13 protein-coding genes are annotated in these 15,917 nt (G+C 60.2%); 8 read left to right on the top strand and 5 right to left on the bottom strand.

Annotation, left to right across the window (positions count from 1 at the left end):
- Positions 1–31: 31 nt before the first annotated feature.
- Genes gyrB through H4684_RS02775 form a run of 3 tightly spaced genes read right to left on the bottom strand, consistent with a single transcriptional unit; the run spans position 32 to position 4,946 of the window.
- Positions 32–2,440, bottom strand: a complete 2,409-nt coding sequence (gyrB, locus tag H4684_RS02785; RefSeq protein WP_192622749.1) for a DNA topoisomerase (ATP-hydrolyzing) subunit B — start codon at positions 2,438–2,440, stop codon at positions 32–34.
- 51 nt (positions 2,441–2,491) lie between these two features.
- Positions 2,492–3,646 carry a DNA polymerase III subunit beta gene (gene dnaN, locus H4684_RS02780; protein WP_192622748.1) on the bottom strand — a complete coding sequence of 385 codons (1,155 nt, stop codon included), beginning with the start codon at positions 3,644–3,646 and terminating at the stop codon, positions 2,492–2,494.
- A gap of 19 nt (positions 3,647–3,665) precedes the next feature.
- Entirely contained in the window at positions 3,666–4,946 is a 1,281-nt protein-coding gene (locus H4684_RS02775) for a helix-turn-helix domain-containing protein (RefSeq protein WP_092189815.1), read from the bottom strand.
- A gap of 112 nt (positions 4,947–5,058) precedes the next feature.
- Between H4684_RS02775 and H4684_RS02770 the strand changes: the two genes are divergently transcribed.
- The 8 genes from H4684_RS02770 (at position 5,059) to H4684_RS02735 (ending at position 13,309) form a co-directional block, all read left to right on the top strand.
- Complete coding sequence (locus tag H4684_RS02770; protein ID WP_092189817.1) at positions 5,059–6,231, top strand: homocysteine biosynthesis protein; 1,173 nt, start codon at positions 5,059–5,061, stop codon at positions 6,229–6,231.
- A gap of 3 nt (positions 6,232–6,234) precedes the next feature.
- Positions 6,235–7,344, top strand: coding sequence for a DUF362 domain-containing protein (locus H4684_RS02765; protein ID WP_192622747.1), 1,110 nt, complete (start codon positions 6,235–6,237; stop codon positions 7,342–7,344).
- A 240-nt stretch (positions 7,345–7,584) separates the two neighbouring features.
- Positions 7,585–7,836, top strand: coding sequence for an FmdB family zinc ribbon protein (locus H4684_RS02760; RefSeq protein ID WP_092189821.1), 252 nt, complete (start codon positions 7,585–7,587; stop codon positions 7,834–7,836).
- An 84-nt stretch (positions 7,837–7,920) separates the two neighbouring features.
- The gene (gene purB, locus H4684_RS02755) at positions 7,921–9,213 is read left to right on the top strand and encodes an adenylosuccinate lyase (RefSeq protein WP_092189823.1); all 1,293 of its coding nucleotides are present in this window, start codon (positions 7,921–7,923) and stop codon (positions 9,211–9,213) included.
- Between the two features lie 10 nt (positions 9,214–9,223).
- On the top strand, positions 9,224–9,787 hold the full coding sequence (gene pyrE / locus H4684_RS02750) for an orotate phosphoribosyltransferase (RefSeq protein ID WP_092189825.1): 564 nt from the start codon (positions 9,224–9,226) through the stop codon (positions 9,785–9,787).
- Positions 9,788–9,814: 27 nt separating this feature from the next.
- Complete coding sequence (locus tag H4684_RS02745) at positions 9,815–11,044, top strand: L,D-transpeptidase family protein (protein WP_192622746.1); 1,230 nt, start codon at positions 9,815–9,817, stop codon at positions 11,042–11,044.
- A complete protein-coding gene (locus tag H4684_RS02740; RefSeq protein WP_192622745.1) occupies positions 11,041–11,814 on the top strand; it encodes a sugar phosphate isomerase/epimerase family protein in 774 nt (257 codons plus the stop codon). Before H4684_RS02745 ends, H4684_RS02740 begins: the two co-directional genes overlap by 4 nt.
- A gap of 106 nt (positions 11,815–11,920) precedes the next feature.
- The gene (locus H4684_RS02735; protein ID WP_192622744.1) at positions 11,921–13,309 is read left to right on the top strand and encodes a Fic family protein; all 1,389 of its coding nucleotides are present in this window, start codon (positions 11,921–11,923) and stop codon (positions 13,307–13,309) included.
- 121 nt (positions 13,310–13,430) lie between these two features.
- On the opposite strand, the gene H4684_RS02730 is transcribed toward H4684_RS02735, so the two are convergent.
- Together H4684_RS02730 and H4684_RS02725 are read right to left on the bottom strand one after the other, a co-directional pair.
- Positions 13,431–14,987: an ArnT family glycosyltransferase gene (locus H4684_RS02730; protein WP_192622743.1), complete on the bottom strand. Its 1,557-nt coding sequence runs from the start codon at positions 14,985–14,987 to the stop codon at positions 13,431–13,433.
- The gene (locus tag H4684_RS02725) at positions 14,984–15,904 is read right to left on the bottom strand and encodes an RluA family pseudouridine synthase (RefSeq protein ID WP_092189835.1); all 921 of its coding nucleotides are present in this window, start codon (positions 15,902–15,904) and stop codon (positions 14,984–14,986) included. The genes H4684_RS02730 and H4684_RS02725 overlap by 4 nt, the downstream gene beginning before the upstream one ends.
- Positions 15,905–15,917 lie beyond the last annotated feature (13 nt).

Genomic DNA, 15,917 nt, shown 5'->3' with positions numbered 1-15,917 from the left:
TCAATTTCTTGTAAAAGCTGTTGAACCCGAGCTAAATGTCAAGGTCCGAAACCAGAAGGGCATTACGCTCGATGAATTCACGCCGGGGTTCTACCTTGTCGCCCATGAGCTTGGTGAACAGCTCGTCGGCTTCGACCGCATCGTCAATGGTCACCTGCAGAAAGGTACGCGCTTCGGGATCCATGGTCGTGCTCCAGAGCTGCTCCGGATTCATCTCGCCCAAACCCTTGTAGCGCTGCACGTTGATCCCCTTCTGGGCCAGATCCAGGACCTGGCGCAGCAGGTCGAAGGGACCCGTCGCCTCCAGCTCCGTATCCTTGTGCCGGATGGTCCAGACCTGTCCGGAACCGACTTCCCTGATCCTGCCCAAAAGCTCCACGGCCCGACGATAACGCTTGGAATAGAAGAATTCGACGCCAAGACGGATCACATGATTGTTGGCATCGATGAAGCGCAGGTAATGACGCGCCTCGCTGTCCAGCGCCTCGCCGTTCTGGGGCTCGTCCTGCTCGCTGATGAGCTCAAGGGAAAAGCCGCCTGCGGCCATGTGGGCCGTCAAGGCCTCGTCCGGCCCGCTTGCGCGCAGCTCATCGGGCTCGATGACACAGGGGGCGTTGACCACCTGCATGAACAATCCGTCCGGGATGCCCATGTTGGAGACATCAATGGCCAGTTCACGCAGGGCCAGGATGGTGTTCAGGAGCCCTTTGAGCTCCTCGCCCGTGACGGGTTCCCGGTCCGGGACAACCAGGGCGACCTCTTCGGTCACGCGCTGGATCAGGAACTGGCTCATCTCTTCCTCGTCCTTGATGTAGCGCTCGAAAGAACCCTTGTGCACCCGGTAGAGCGGCGGCTGGGCGATGTAGAGATAGCCCTGCTTGATGAGCTCCTCGTAGTGGCGGAAGAAGAAGGTCAGGATCAGGGTGCGGATATGCGCCCCGTCCACGTCGGCGTCGGTCATGATGACGATCTTGTGGTAGCGAAGCCGCGCAAGATCCACGTCGTCTTCGCCGATGCCGGCACCCATGGCCGTGATGAGGGCTTTTATCTCCTTGTTCTGGAGCATCTTGTCGAAGCGGGTCTTCTCCACGTTCAGAATCTTGCCGCGCAGGGGCAGGATGGCCTGGAACTTGGGGTTGCGGCCCTGCTTGGCGGAGCCGCCGGCCGAATCACCCTCGACAATGAAGACTTCGCACTCGGCGGGATCCTTGCTCTGGCAGTCCGCCAGCTTGCCGGGCAGGGCGTTGTCGGACAGGGCGCCCTTGCGTCGCACCAGATCCTTGGCCCGCCTTGCCGCGTCGCGGGCCCGTGCGGCGTCGATGACTTTCTCGATGATCAGCCGCACGTCCTTGGGATTTTCACCGAAGAACTGGTTCAGTGCCTCGTAGACCATGGTCGCCACGTATCCGGCCACCTCGGAGTTGCCGAGCTTGGTCTTGGTCTGGCCCTCGAACTGCGGGTTGGGGATCTTGACGCTGATGATGGCGGTCAGCCCCTCGCGCACGTCATCGCCGGACACCTTCTGCTTGAGCTTCTTGGGCACGTCGCTGTTCTGGATGTAGGTGTTGATGGCGCGGGTCAGGGCCGTCTTGAAGCCCTGCAGGTGCGTGCCGCCTTCCTTGGTGCGGATGTTGTTGGCGAAGGTAAAGACGTTTTCCTTGTAACCGGCGGTATATTGGAGAGCGAAATCGATGCTCACCCCTTCCATCTCGCCGGTGCCGCCGATGACCTTGTGAATCCCGTTGTCCTGGTTCTTGTTCTTGACGAAGGAGATGATGCCGCCTTCGTACTTGAACACGTCCCGGTTCTGGGTCTTCTCGTCGAAAAATTCGATCTTGATGCCGGGATTGAGATAGGCCAGTTCCTCGAAGCGCTTGGCCAGCACGTCGTACTGGAAATCAAGCTCCTCGAAGATCTCCTCGTCGGGCCTGAAACGGACCAGGGTCCCGCTCTTGTCGGTCTCGCCGATCACCGCCAGGGGGGCCTGCGGCACGCCTCGGCAATACCGCTGGTAGTGGCGATGGCCGCCGCGACTGACCGTGACCTCCAGGTACTCGGACAGGGCGTTGACCACGGACACGCCCACGCCGTGCAAGCCGCCCGAAACCTTGTAGGTGTCGTTGTCGAACTTGCCGCCGGCATGCAGGACGGTCATGACCACTTCGAGAGCGGGCTTTTTTTCCTTGGGATGCATGTCCACGGGAATGCCGCGGCCGTTGTCCACGATGCTGACCGAGTTGTCCATGTGCACGACGACCTTGATATGGTCGCAATAGCCGGCCATGGCCTCGTCGATGGAGTTGTCGATGACTTCGTAGACCAGGTGATGCAGGCCGTTGGTGTTGGTCGAGCCGATGTACATGGCCGGACGCATGCGCACAGCGGACAAACCTTCAAGGACGGTAATGTTGTCTGCGGTATATGTTGATGCTTTTGTCATAGGATGTTCTTGTTTCATGCAAAGAGTGCAGGCTCCGTTTTCACGGAACGCCTACAGCTCTTCCTCGCTGTAATAGGTGTCTTCGGTGATCTCCACGGGCATGGTGATGATCATGTAGTTGGGGTCGTCCTTGCCGGTGATGCGGCAGGGTTCGGAGGGGCCCACGAAGGAAAAGGTCAGGGAGTCGGACACGAAGTGCCCCAGGATTTCAAGGATGACCTTGGTCGGCAGGGCGATCTTGGACAGTTCGCCCTGATACTGGCAGCTGATCAGCTCCGTGCCCTCGCCAATGTCCTGGCCCTGGCAGTAGAGGGACAGCTCTTCCGGGCCGAAATCGAAGAACGTGGCCTTGTTGGCTTCGGTGTTGAAGACGAAGATGCGGTCCAGGGCGTCGGTCAGCTCGTGCCGGTCCACCACCAGGTTGGAGGCGAAGCGATCCTTGTACTGGTTGATGAAATTGCGGTAGTCGGCAAAAACGTAGGCCTTGAGCGGAAGGCTGAATGATTCCTTGCGGTTCTCGGTGCGCAGAAACAAACGCTTGTCCGAAAGGCTGATCTCGATCTCGTCGTTGGTCAGCCACTTGCGGATTTCGAGCAGGTACTTCTTGGAGACCAGAAACCCGTCCTGCCCGAGAACGGCGCGGATATCGGGATTGGAGAAACGGAGCAGGCCGAACTGGTGCCCGTTCAGGCCGCAGATCTCCACGTCGTCGTTCTCCACGGGCGCGAACTTGATGCAGTTCATGCTGGTCAGATCTTCGTCGTCGGCAATGCAGAAGGCGATGCGATCGATGATCTCCTTGAAGAGGTCTCCAGACCAGAGCACGGCGTTTTCCGCCGGGAACGGGTTGAAGTCCTGGAACCAGGAGGATTCGTTGGCGGGAAGCTTGTACTTGCGGCGGCCCTGTTCGATGTGCAGATGCTTGGCGCTCGGGTCGAGCTTGAGGGTGATCTCGCCGGGGGGGAGGCGGCGCATCAGTTCGCAGAACTTCTTGCCCTGCACGCCGACCAGTCCGCCATCGCTGATCACGGCCGGATAGACGCCCACGAACTCGATGCTCGAATCCGTGGCCAGGATGGAAATGGTGTCGCCTTCGGCCTTGAGCCAGACCGTGCGCAGATAGGCCGCGCCGGTTTTTGACGGAATGATGTTCGCGGCCTTGAGCAGTCCGTCAATGACCTCTTCCTTACGCACTTTCAAAAACATCGCCGACTCCTTCTCCTGACTAGGCAAGGGTTGTTTCGTTCATGGCCAGGCATTTATCGCTCAGCTCATGTAACATGTTTTTTATGCTTTTATCATCTCTTTGCAATTGTTCGACTTTTCGGCAGCTGTAGAGAACCGTCGAATGGTCCCGCCCGCCAAAGGCCCGGCCAAGCTCCGGAAACGACAGCCCCAGATGCTTGCGGCACAGGTACATGGCCACCTGACGGGCAAAAACGAGGTCGTGCCTGCGGCCGGAGGACAGGATGTCCTCGGGCTTCAGGTTGAGCCTGGCGCAAACCTGGTCGAGAATCTGCTCGACACTCAGGCTCGTTACCGCGCGATCGTCCAGATAATTGAGAATATTGTCAAACTCTTCATCGGAAATATGGTCATGGACCAGCTCCCGGTAGGCCCAAAGCTTCAGAAGACATCCTTCCAGATTGCGCAAATCGGAAAAACGCTGGGCAAGGAGCAGAATTCTGTCCCTGGAGAGATCCAGACGGCGCTCCCGGCAACGAGACTGGGCGTATTGGGTGCGAATGTCCAGGTCCGGAGCCTTGAGCATGACGCTAAGGCCCCACTCAAGGCGCGACTTGAGCTTGGGCGCCAGAAACGTGAACCCGCCGACCTTGCCCGAACAGGCAAAAACCATCTGCTTGCGCTGCAGATGGAAGTGATCGAAGAGCGCCAAAAGCTCGCCCTGCAGGTAGCGATAGCGGGCAATCTCCTGCAGGTCGTCCACCGCCAGAAGCTGCATGGACGTCAGAAATTTCCGCGCGTCGGACCGGGACGAGTACAGTTCGTGCAGATCCTCAATGCCGCCCACATAGGTCCCGTCCCCGCCATGCTCGCTCCTGGCGTTGGCGATGGCCCGCAGCAAAAAGGACTTGCCCGACCCGCTTTCTCCGCAAAGCACGAACGGGTTATACGGAGCTTCCCGGCTCTGGGCAACTTCCTGGGCCGAAGCCAGAGGGAAGTAGTTCTTGTTGTTGACCAGGAAGTTGTCGAAAATGAACTCGGACCCAAAGGGCAGGGCCTGGGCCGCCGGCCGGGACTCGCGCACGATGCGGGAGCGGCTTCCGTCCCGGCATTCATAGGAGATGGTCAGATCGGAACCGGCCAGGGCCTGCTCGAAACGGGCCCGCGTGTGATTCTCAAACCAGTCGGCAAAAAATCTGTGCGGAAAGCGCACCGTGAGCACCGAGCCATCGACGCTCAAACCCAGGGATGAACGCCATTTGTCCAGCTCTTCCGGGGCAAAGGCCTGCGCCAGCGCCGCATCAACCCGCGCGCTGCTCACTTGCCCCCCGCATGGGTCACGGCCCGCGGCTGGTTTACTCCGGCGTACAAATCAGACATAGTCATCCCTTGCGGACCGCCCGCGGCCCGATAATATATTTTGGAGGACATGCATGAGCGCACCATTTGAAGTCCACAGAACCATCGCCGAGATCAATGAAAAAATCCGACAAGGCAAAGCGGTCGTCCTCAACGCCAGCGAAATGACCAGTTTAGTTCGCAAGGAAGGCAAGGTCAAGGCCGCCAGACAAGTCGATGTCGTCACCACCGGCACTTTCTCGCCCATGTGCTCCTCCGGCCTGATCTTCAATATCGGCCAGCAGCCTCCGACCATCAAAACCTCCAAGGTCTGGCTCAACGGCGTGCCCTGCTATGCCGGTCTTGCAGCGGTGGACTCCTATCTTGGCGCCACCGAACCGACGGAAGAGGACCCCTTGAACAAGGTCTATCCCGGCCAGTTCAAATACGGCGGCGGGCATGTCATCGAGGATCTGGTCAAGGGCAAGCGCGTGCACCTGAAAGCCGAAGCCTACGGCACGGACTGCTACCCGCGCAAGGCCATCGAGAAGAACGTCTCCCTGGCAGAGCTGCGCAACGCCATCCTCTTCAATCCGCGCAACTGCTACCAGAATTACAACTGCGCCATAAACCGCACGGACAAGCTCAAGTACACTTACATGGGCCCGCTCAAATCAAACATCGGCAACGCCAACTATGCCACGGCCGGCGAGCTGAGCCCATTACTTAATGACCCGTATTTTAGAACCATCGGGCTGGGTACCCGCATCTTCCTCGGCGGGGGTGTGGGCTACGTCATCGGCGAAGGCACCCAGCATGTTCCCGATCCCCAGCGCAACGAGCGCGGAGTGCCCATGAGCGCCTCGGGCACCCTCATGGTCAAGGGCGACCTCAAAGGCATGAACGCCCGCTACCTGCGCGGGGTGAGCATCGTCGGCTACGGCAGCTCCCTGGCCGTGGGCCTGGGCATTCCCATCCCCATCCTGAACGAGGAGATGGCCTGGTTCACCGGCGTGGCCGACGAGGACATCCTCGTGCCCATTGTCGATTACGGAGAGGACTATCCCAACGGATATCCGTCCAAGTACGGACACGCCAGCTTTGCCGACCTGAAGAAGGGAGTCATCCGCGTGGAAGGCAAGGATGTGCCCACCACACCCCTGACCAGTCACACTCTCTCCTGGGAAGTCGCCGAGGAACTCAAACGCTGGATCCAGGAAGGCCGATTCCTGCTGACCGAAGCCCAGGAACCCATTCCCGCAAGGTGAGTCATGGCCGAACCCGTTTATTTCTGGAATCTGCGAGCCTCGCGCAAGGCTCCATATGAAGCCAAGGTCAAGCGCCTGCTGAAGCTGGCCGGACTGGGCGCGGAGCTTCGCTCCGGCGATCTGGCCGCGATCAAGCTTCATTTCGGCGAGGGCGGAGGCACGGGCCATGTGCGTCCCCTGCAACTCGCGCCCATTTTGGCCTTTGTCCGCAAATGCGGAGCCAAGCCGTTTCTGACCGACACCAACACGCTCTACGTCGGCCAGCGCGGCGAATCCGTTTCCCACGGGCTACAGGCCGCCGCCCACGGTTACGACCCCAATGTCCTGGGTGCCCCGGTCATCATCGCCGACGGACTCAAAAGCGGCAACGAACGGGCCATCCCCTGTCCCGGCAGGCATTTCGAGTTCGCCTATCTGGGCGGGGACATAGTCGACGCGGACATGATGGTCACGATCAGTCACTTCAAGGGCCACGATCTGGCCGGGTTCGGCGGTGCCATCAAGAACGTGGGCATGGGCTGCGCCACGCGCAAGGGCAAGATGCAGCAGCACTGCGGCCTAGGTCCGACCATCCATCCCGAGCATTGCACCGGCTGCGGAAACTGCGTGGAAGTATGCAGCCACGGCGCCCTGACCCTTGACCCAAGCGGCAGGATCACCATCGACCGCGACAAGTGCGCGGGCTGCGCGGCCTGCTTCCTGGTCTGCCGCGCAGGAGGTCTGGAAGTGGACTGGCGGGTGGATGTGAACACATTTCTTGAGCGCATGGCCGAGTATGCAGCGGCCGCGCTTTTGACCAGGCCAAGGCGGACCTTCCACATGAGCTTCATCCAGCAGGTCAGCCCCGGATGCGATTGCACGGGCTTCTCCGATGCGCCCATCTGTCCCGATCTGGGACTGCTGGCCTCCTGGGACCCGGTGGCCCTCGACCAGGCCTGCCTGGACCTGGTCAACCAGGCCCAGCCCCTGCATCCGAGCGCCCTTCCCGAAGGCATCATGCCCGGACAGGACAAATTCGAGGCCATCCACGGACACGTAAGAGGCGTCCATCTTCTGGAGTACGCGGCAAGCCTCGGGCTCGGCTCCCGGGAATATGCGCTTCAGCCCGTATGAGACAGGCTTTTTGACACACATTGAGACTGGACAAAGGGCGTGACGCTATTATATGTGCCCTTTCTTTGAATCAGCTTAAAATTTTATCCCATTGGAGGAATACATAATGGCTCAGAAGAAAATCGAACGAAAAAAAGAGATTGATCGTCGCCGCAAACGTCGTGCCGAGCGCATCAAGGAACGCATCAAGGAAGCCAAGGCCGCTGCCAAGAAGTAGGCCCTGTTTTTAGGGAGGTAACCATGCCCATTTACGAATACTGCTGTGAAGACTGTCGCCAGATCTTCGAAGAGTGGCAGAAGGATTTCAAGGACAGGGAAAAAGTCTGTCCGGTCTGCGGGGGCACGTCCCAGAGGCTTATCTCCAACACCTCCTTCGTGTTGAAAGGAGGCGGCTGGTACGCTTCCGGCTACAGCAAGGAATCCGGCGGCAACGGCAAGAAAAAGGACACTTCGTCCACTCCGGCCCCGGACACAACCTCTTCGGCGTCCTGACCAAGGCAGCTCCGGCTGCCTTTTTCATTTTCAGTCGCGGATGATCTCCACGCGACTCCAAACATCAACCCACCCCCCACCATCATGATTGATCGTTATACCCGCAAGGAAATGGGCGACATTTGGACCCTTGAACAAAAGTTCCGGGTCTGGCTCGAAGTGGAACTGGCCATCTGCGAAGGCTGGCACGCCATGAATGTCATTCCGGCCACGGACATGGCCACCATCAGGGAAAAGGCCGATTTCGAACTGGACCGGATCCTCGAACTCGAAGAAACCACCAAGCACGATGTCATCGCCTTCCTGACCGCCGTGGAAGAAAAGGTTGGCCCTTCGGCCAGATACATTCACCTCGGCTGCACGTCCTCGGATATCGTGGACACGGCTAACGCCGTGCTCCTGACCAGGGCGGGCCGGATCATCCTGGCCGATCTGGACAGGCTGCTCGGCACCCTTGAGACGATGGCCAAGACCCACCAGGGCAGGCTTTGCATGGGCCGCACCCACGGCATCCACGCCGAGCCGACCAGCTTCGGCCTCAAGATGGCGGTATTTCATGCGGAATTCCAGCGCCACAGACAGCGCTGGGTGGACGCCCTGGAGAACATCCGCTTCGGCAAGATCTCCGGCGCCGTGGGCACCTACGCCCAGCTCGAACCCGAGCTTGAGGAGCGCGCCCTGACCATCCTCGGTCTTGAGGTCGATCCCATCTCCACCCAGGTCATCCAGCGCGACCGCTACGCCCAGTATTTCACCACCCTGGCGCTCATCGCCGGCGGCATCGAACGCATCTGCGTGGAGCTTCGGCACCTGCAGCGCACCGAGGTCCTGGAAGTGGAAGAGGGTTTCGGCAAGGGGCAGAAGGGCTCGTCGGCCATGCCGCACAAGAAGAACCCCATCTCCGCCGAGAACCTGACCGGCCTCTCCCGTCTGGTGCGCACCAACGCCGTGGCCGCCATGGAGAACATGGCCCTGTGGCACGAGCGGGACATCAGCCATTCATCCGTCGAGCGCGTCATCATGCCCGACTCGACCATCATGGTGAACTACATGCTGAACCGTTTGAACGGGCTGCTCGCGAACCTGCGCATCATCCCCGAGAACATGGAGCGCAACCTGATGGGTTCCTACGGCCTCTTCTTCTCCCAGCGCGTGCTCATCGCCCTGGTGGAAGCGGGTCTCCCGCGTCAGGAGGCATATGTCATGGTCCAGGCCGTGGCCATGGACTGCTGGAAGGACCGGACCTCGTTCGAGGCTGCCGTGCGCGACAGCGCCGACATCACCGCCCATCTCGACTCCGCCCGACTGGACCAGGCCTTTGATCTGAACTATTATCTGCGGCACGAACAAACCGTGTTCAACCGCGTTTTCTCTTAAGGAGAAAAAAATGATTGATCTGAAGAGACGCCTGGCCAGGCTGCTCATCGAGAAGTCCTATCTCGAGGGCGACTTCACCCTGACCTCGGGCAAGAAGAGCGACTATTATTTCGACTGCAAGCACACGGCCCTGCATCCCGAAGGGGCATGGCTCATCGGCAAGCTCTTTTTGGACATGATCCGCGCCAAGGGCGGGGTCAAGGGCGTGGGCGGCATGACTTTGGGCGCGGACCCGCTGGTATCGAGCGTGACCGTGGTCTCCCATCTGGAGGGCTATCCCCTGCCCGGATTCATCATCCGCAAGCAGTCCAAGGGTCACGGCACCAACCAGTACCTCGAAGGCCTCAAGAACTTCGAACCGGGCCATAACGTGTGCCTGCTCGAAGACGTCATCACCACCGGCGGCACGCTGCTCACGGCGGTGGAACGGGTGCGCGACCAGGGCCTCAACATCGTCGGCATCATGGGCGTGCTCGACCGCGAACAGGGTGGCCGGGAAAATCTGGAAAAAGCCGGATTCGACCTGCAGACCATCTTCACCCGCAAAGAACTGCTCGAAACCGCGAAAAGCTAGGGAGGCTTCGGCCTCCCCCCCCAAAAAATGGGTTCCCGCACCTTCATCCTGCTCGCGGCGTTCCTGTCCGTCCTCTCCGCCGCTCCGTCCAGCTCCCAGAGCTGGACTGCATCCTTTTCCGCACATCCAAGCACTCCTGCGGCATTCATGGCCGTGGACATGGGTCGGCAACGCGCCTTTCTGGTCCGCAACAAGAACGGCGAACTCACAAAAATGAGGGATATGCCCTGCACGACAGGCATGCGCGGCGGCGGCAAGCTCCTGGAGGGCGACCGCAAAACCCCTGAAGGCGTCTATTTTCTGGAGGGCAAGGCCACAGGGGGCCTTGATTTCGACAGTTTCGGCAACACGGCCTTTCCGCTGAATTATCCCAACCCCGTGGACCGCATCCACGGCAAGACCGGAAACGGGATCATGATCCACGGCCGGGGACGCAGCTTCGGCCCGCGCCAGACTCTTGGATGCGTGGTTCTTGAAAACGACGATGTGGACACCCTGGACCGGCATGTGCGCATCCACGCCACGCCTGTCGTCATCGCGGAGTCGGTGAGCCTGACGGGCAAGGAAGGGCCTCCCCCGGAGATTGTTCTTGGCACCTGGGGCTGGATCAAGGCCCGTGAACGACGCGAGAATGCTTTTTTCGAGATCTACGATCCCACGCGTTTTGAAAAATCATCAAACCTGAGCTTTGCCCGTTTCCGGCAGAAAACCCTACAGGAATTCGCCGGCGCGAAGTGGGTCGATATCCGCATGGAAAATCTGCAGGTCCTGCAGGGGCCGGACTACATGGTCTCGGTCTTTGCCCAGCGCACCTTTCCTCATGGGGAACAGGGCCTGCGCAGGTTGTACTGGATGCGCCAGGTGGAGCTCTGGAAGATCGTTGGCGAAGAGTGGATTCCGCAGAACCTGGGCGGAAGCGAGGACTACGCCGGGCTGGTCGGCAAGGAGATTCGCGAACGATTGCAGGAATGCGCAGAGGCCTGGGACAAGGGTGATCTCAAAACCCTGGTGCGGATCTATGACCGGACCGGCATTCGAAGCGGCGCAAAGGGCCGCGAAGCCATCGCCGCATCGCTTGAGCACGACATGGCGGCCAAAAAGAAAAACCCCTACAGCGCCGAACCCGTGGTGCGCGTCACCAAAAAAGGCATCGAGGCCAAACTCATGGCTGACGGGAATTCCCGGAACATCCTCTTTCTGCCCGGGGCCTTTGATGCCTGGCTCATTGCAAGCGACGAGACGGCGCCGCAGCCATGACCTTCACCAACCTGCCCCTGCGCTACATTGAAGAGCACCCGCGATATCTGGACCTCTTTTTGACCCGTGGGCTAAGCCCCGAACTTGGCCTTGACGCCCTGGCCCTCGACACGTTTTCGCCCGAATGGCACAAAAAAACCGCCCGCATCTTTCATGATGCCGGACTGACCTGCGCCGTGCATCTGCCCTTTTTCGACCTGCGTCCGGGAAGCCTCGACCACATGATCCGCAAGGCGAGCAGGGAGCGCCTGCTGCAAGCCGTCGACACCGCCCGGATCTATGCCCCGGTCCATTTCATCGCCCATCTGGACTACAACAGCGTCATCTATTCCCATTTCGAGGAAGCGTGGCTTGAAAACTCCCTGCGCACCTGGGAGATGGTGTTGGGCCAGACAGCAGATACGCCGCTCTATCTTGAAAACGTGTTTGAGCTGAGCCCGGATCATCATGTGCGCGTACTGCGGGGACTTTCCGGCAAGGCCGGAGCCTGTCTGGACGTGGGGCATTGGCACTGTTTCGCTAAAGGACGCAAACGCCAAAATCTTGCGGAGTGGCTTGCGGCCCTGGCTCCCTTCCGCCTGCACCTGCACCTGCACGACAACGATGGCGAGTCCGACGCCCACCTTGGCCTGGGCCAGGGGACGATACCCTGGGACCAGCTCTGGTGCGGCCTGGCCGGCCGGAAGGCCTCGGCCACCTTCGAACCGCACACCGAGGCCGCGTTCCTGGCCACCCAGGACTACCTGCGCGCCAACGGCCCGAAGCTCTGAGCCGCGCAGATCGCGACACGAATCACGACACACCTTGTAAATCGCGACATATCATGACATATTCCATGTCGTGATTCGTCATCATTTGCCACGTCAAGGTTCACGCATGCACATTTCAGCCCTAAGACATGAAGAGATCCGGCAGCTTCTGCTTCAATATCCTGACGGGCTGACCAGCACCGCCATCTGCGCTTTTTTGCGAAATCCGCCCCATCCACGCACGGTGCAGCGCTGGCTGGCCGAACTCGCTGCGACCGGAATCGTGACCGTTTCCGGCCGCGCAAGAGCCACCGTCTATCAGTTGACCACCCCGATCAAGCCAGCTCCTGCGCAACTGGCGGAGCCATCGGCGCCGTTTGACACCACGGACGGCATTCCCCTGTCGGAGCAAGGCAGAGAGATTTATGCCTACGTCAGGCGCCCCCGCACAGGCCGGACCCCGATTGGTTATGACCGAAACTTTCTTGACGATTACGTTCCAAGCCAGACCTGGTATCTGAACGAGGCAACCAGAAGGCATTTGCGGAACATTGGGGAGACGGACGCGTTCGGCCGACCGGCAGGCACGCATGGCCGGGCCATCTTGAACCGGCTTCTGATTGACTTGTCCTGGGCCTCAAGCCGTCTGGAAGGCAACACCTATTCCAGGCTCGATACGCAGAAACTGATCGAGTTCGGTCGGCATGCGCAAGGCAAGGGCGCCCAGGACGCCCAGATGATCCTCAACCACAAGGCGGCCATCGAACTGTTACTCGATGACGCCGAGTCCGTGGGCTTTGACGTACATACCCTGCTCAGCCTGCACGGCCTGCTTTCGGAGAACCTGATGCCTGATCCGGATGCATCCGGACGCCTGCGCTTCCGCCCGGTGCAGATCAGCGGATCAGTCTTCATTCCCCTGGCCATGCCACAGGTCATCGAAGAATGTTTTCATGGCATTCTGGGCAAGGCGGCGGCCATTTCGGATCCTTTCGAGCAAGCGTTTTTCATGCTGGTCCAGCTTCCGTATCTGCAGCCGTTCGAGGATGTGAACAAGCGCGTCTCACGCCTTGCGGCCAATATTCCGCTTATCAAGAACAACCTTTCGCCGCTGACATTCATCGACGTTCCTGATCGGACGTATGTCGATGCTATCCTGGGCGTATATGAAATGAACCGCATCGAATTGCTGCGGGATCTTTTTGTCTGGGCGTACGAACGTTCGGCGAAGGAGTACGTGGCGGTGCGCAAGAGTCTGGCCGACCCGGATCCGCTGCGCCTGCGCTACAGGCCGCAGTTGAGGGAGATTGTCATCGATATCGTGCGCTCCAGACGACAGGATGTACTGGAGGCCATGGAGCGATTTGCGGCTGAACATATCGAGGCCCGGGACCAGGATGCCTTTGTCGAGATGGTTCAGGACGAATTAAAGCGTCTGCACCCGGGAACGCTGGCCAGATATCGGCTCCGGCTTTCCGAATTCGAAGCGTGGCGGGAAGCGAGAAAGCTCTTGTGATCCGGGAAATGCCCCGTCGCAGAGTGCGGGCCATCGATGTGCCGCCCCGGTCGTTCTGCATCCGGGGCGACGTTAAACTCACGATGAAATAAAACGCGGCGGGGACAGGGTCCCCGCAACGTCAAAACGAACGGCCTTCCTGCTCCGGCCACACGCCCTTGTAGCCCCGACAAAGAAAGATGGTGAACGTCTGTCCGGTGCGTTTTCCGTGAGCGCTGACCACCACCCGTGGCTCATCCACGCTCTCGAACAGGGGCTGCACCCTGTCTGAAACCTTGTCCTTTTCACCCTTGTAGACAAAGACCGCATTTTGCATCCCGCTGTCCGGACCGGGCCACAGATCATACTGGTTCATCTTGCGCCCTCCGGCCAGGCAGAATGCCCGCTTCTGGCCCGGGACGTAAAAGGCCAGCTCCGCCGTGACACCGTATTCGCTCCCGAAGAGAAAAACGGTTTCCTCTCCGCCAAGCTCCTCCCTGGCCTGCGCCACCTGCACGCCCAGATCCTGCCAGCCCATGAGCCGGTGCACCGGATTCCTTGGACTGTCGAAGGGAATGAATCCCTGCAAATGCAAGAGGATGAAAACGACGGCGCCCAAGGCAGGCCAGGCGAAGCGCCATTTGGGTCGAGGATCGCGGTGCACGAACCGCTCCACGGCCAGGGCCGCAAGCATGATGCCCGCCGGATAGGCCGTGGCCGACCAGTTGGCTTCGACCTTGGTGTGCAGGCTCCAGAACAGGAAAAAGAGCCACACGGGCCAGAAGAAGACGGTCAAAATGATGCACATGGACCGGGAAAGCCAGGGGAACACGGGCTCCTGGTCGCGTTTCAAGAGCTGCCGACCGACCAGCCAGGCCCCGATGAACAGAAAAACGAACCACCAAGGGGTGACCACGCCCAGCTGGCTGCCCAGATATTCGGGAAAGTTCTTCAGCTCGAAAAAGATCTTGGCCTTGTCCCCGGCCATGGCCCCGCGATAGATGACGTGCTTGATCCCGACCCAATCGTTGGTGGCGTTCCAGATCAGGATGGGCAGCAACCCGGCCACTCCCCCGATCCCAAGCGTCTTTAAAAGCCGCGGCCAAAAAAGGGCGGGCATGTCCTGCTTGCGCCCGATCCAGAACGCGGCCGCAAGAGCCAGGGGCATGAACAGCACCATGGTGTATTTGGCCGTGATCCCAAGCGTGAGGCACAGCCCGAGCATGACAAACGCCGCGAGATGTCCCTTGTCCACGGCAACGCCAAGGCAGATCATGCCCAGAAGCCAGAAGACCAGGAGCGGATTGTCCGTGGTCATGAGCAGGCCCCCGGCCATGAAAAGCATGGTCGTGTTCAGCACCAGCAGCGTCCAGAAGGCGGTGCGGATGCGCTTCATATAGATGCCGATCCAACCCAGTACGGCCAGTTGCATGATCAGCGCCCCGACCATGGCGCCGGAGCGCACGCCAAGTTCCGTCGCGCCCAGAAAGGCCGTGCCCACGTAATTGATGAACGCTATAAGCGGCCCCTTGGAATAATAGGACCACTGCAGACTCCGGCTCCAGTCCCAATACTGGGCTTCATCGGGCGCAAGATTGAGCTGTCCCGAGGCCACGAACCAGTATCTGGCCAGAGTTGCCGCCGTTATCAGAAGAAGACTCAAAGCCCAATACAGTGCGGATTCTTGACGGTTGGTCATATGGCCCCCTCCTTGGCGGGAGCGGTTGCGAGAATATCCTTCATGTCCTGCGCGCAAATGCGCTCTATCCGAAACTCTCCCCGCCAGGACGGCAGGACGAAAAATTCATGTCCGGGCCAGGAAAGGGCGGCCGCGTGCAGCAAAAGCCCTCCGCCCCGGCCATATCGGGGATCGCCGACAATGGCATGTCCGAGATCGGCCAGATGAACCCGAATCTGATGGGTGCGCCCGGTGCCAAGAACGACCAGCAGCAGGCTTTTACGCCCGTCCGTAAGCAATGGATGCACGTGGGAGACGGCCCGCTTGCCCTGGCCGGAGACCACCTGCTCGCCGCGCCCCGTTTCGGCCTTGGCCATCTTCGAGACGATGGTCCGCCAGCCGGTCGATTCCCATGTCCCTTCCACCCAGCACAGATACGCCTTGGTCAGCGTGGGCCATGCCGCGTGCATCGAGCGCAGAAAATCATGGGTCTTGGCGCAGAGCAACAGCCCGGATGTGTCGCGATCCAGCCGGTGCACCGGGACGGGCACAAAGGTCTGCCCTTCGAAACAGCCCTTGAGCCGGTCGTGCACGGAATCGGTCCAGCCCGTGCCGCCGTGGACGGGCAGCCCCGCGGGCTTGTCGATCACGATCATCTCATCGTTCTCGAACACGCGTTGAAGTCCCGGCAGGTCGCGCGCGGGCTTTTCCCCGCGTTCCACGTTCACGGGCGGAACGCGCACCATCTGGCCCGTCAGGACGCGATCGAAGGGCTTGCAGCGACGACCGTCGATGCGCACCTGGCCCGTGCGCACCAGACGCATGAGCAGACCCGTCGGAAGGCTCCCCAGCCGTGCCTCCAGAAAGGAGATGAGCTTGCGACCGTTTTCCTCGCGCCCGACCTCCACCACCTGAACCGACGTCCTTTCCGACTGCATGGACCCTCCGCTT

The sequence above is a fragment of the Desulfomicrobium macestii genome (assembly GCF_014873765.1).
In the GTDB taxonomy this organism is placed as follows: Bacteria; Desulfobacterota; Desulfovibrionia; order Desulfovibrionales; family Desulfomicrobiaceae; genus Desulfomicrobium; species Desulfomicrobium macestii.
This window is presented reverse-complemented; position numbering and strand designations above follow the sequence as displayed.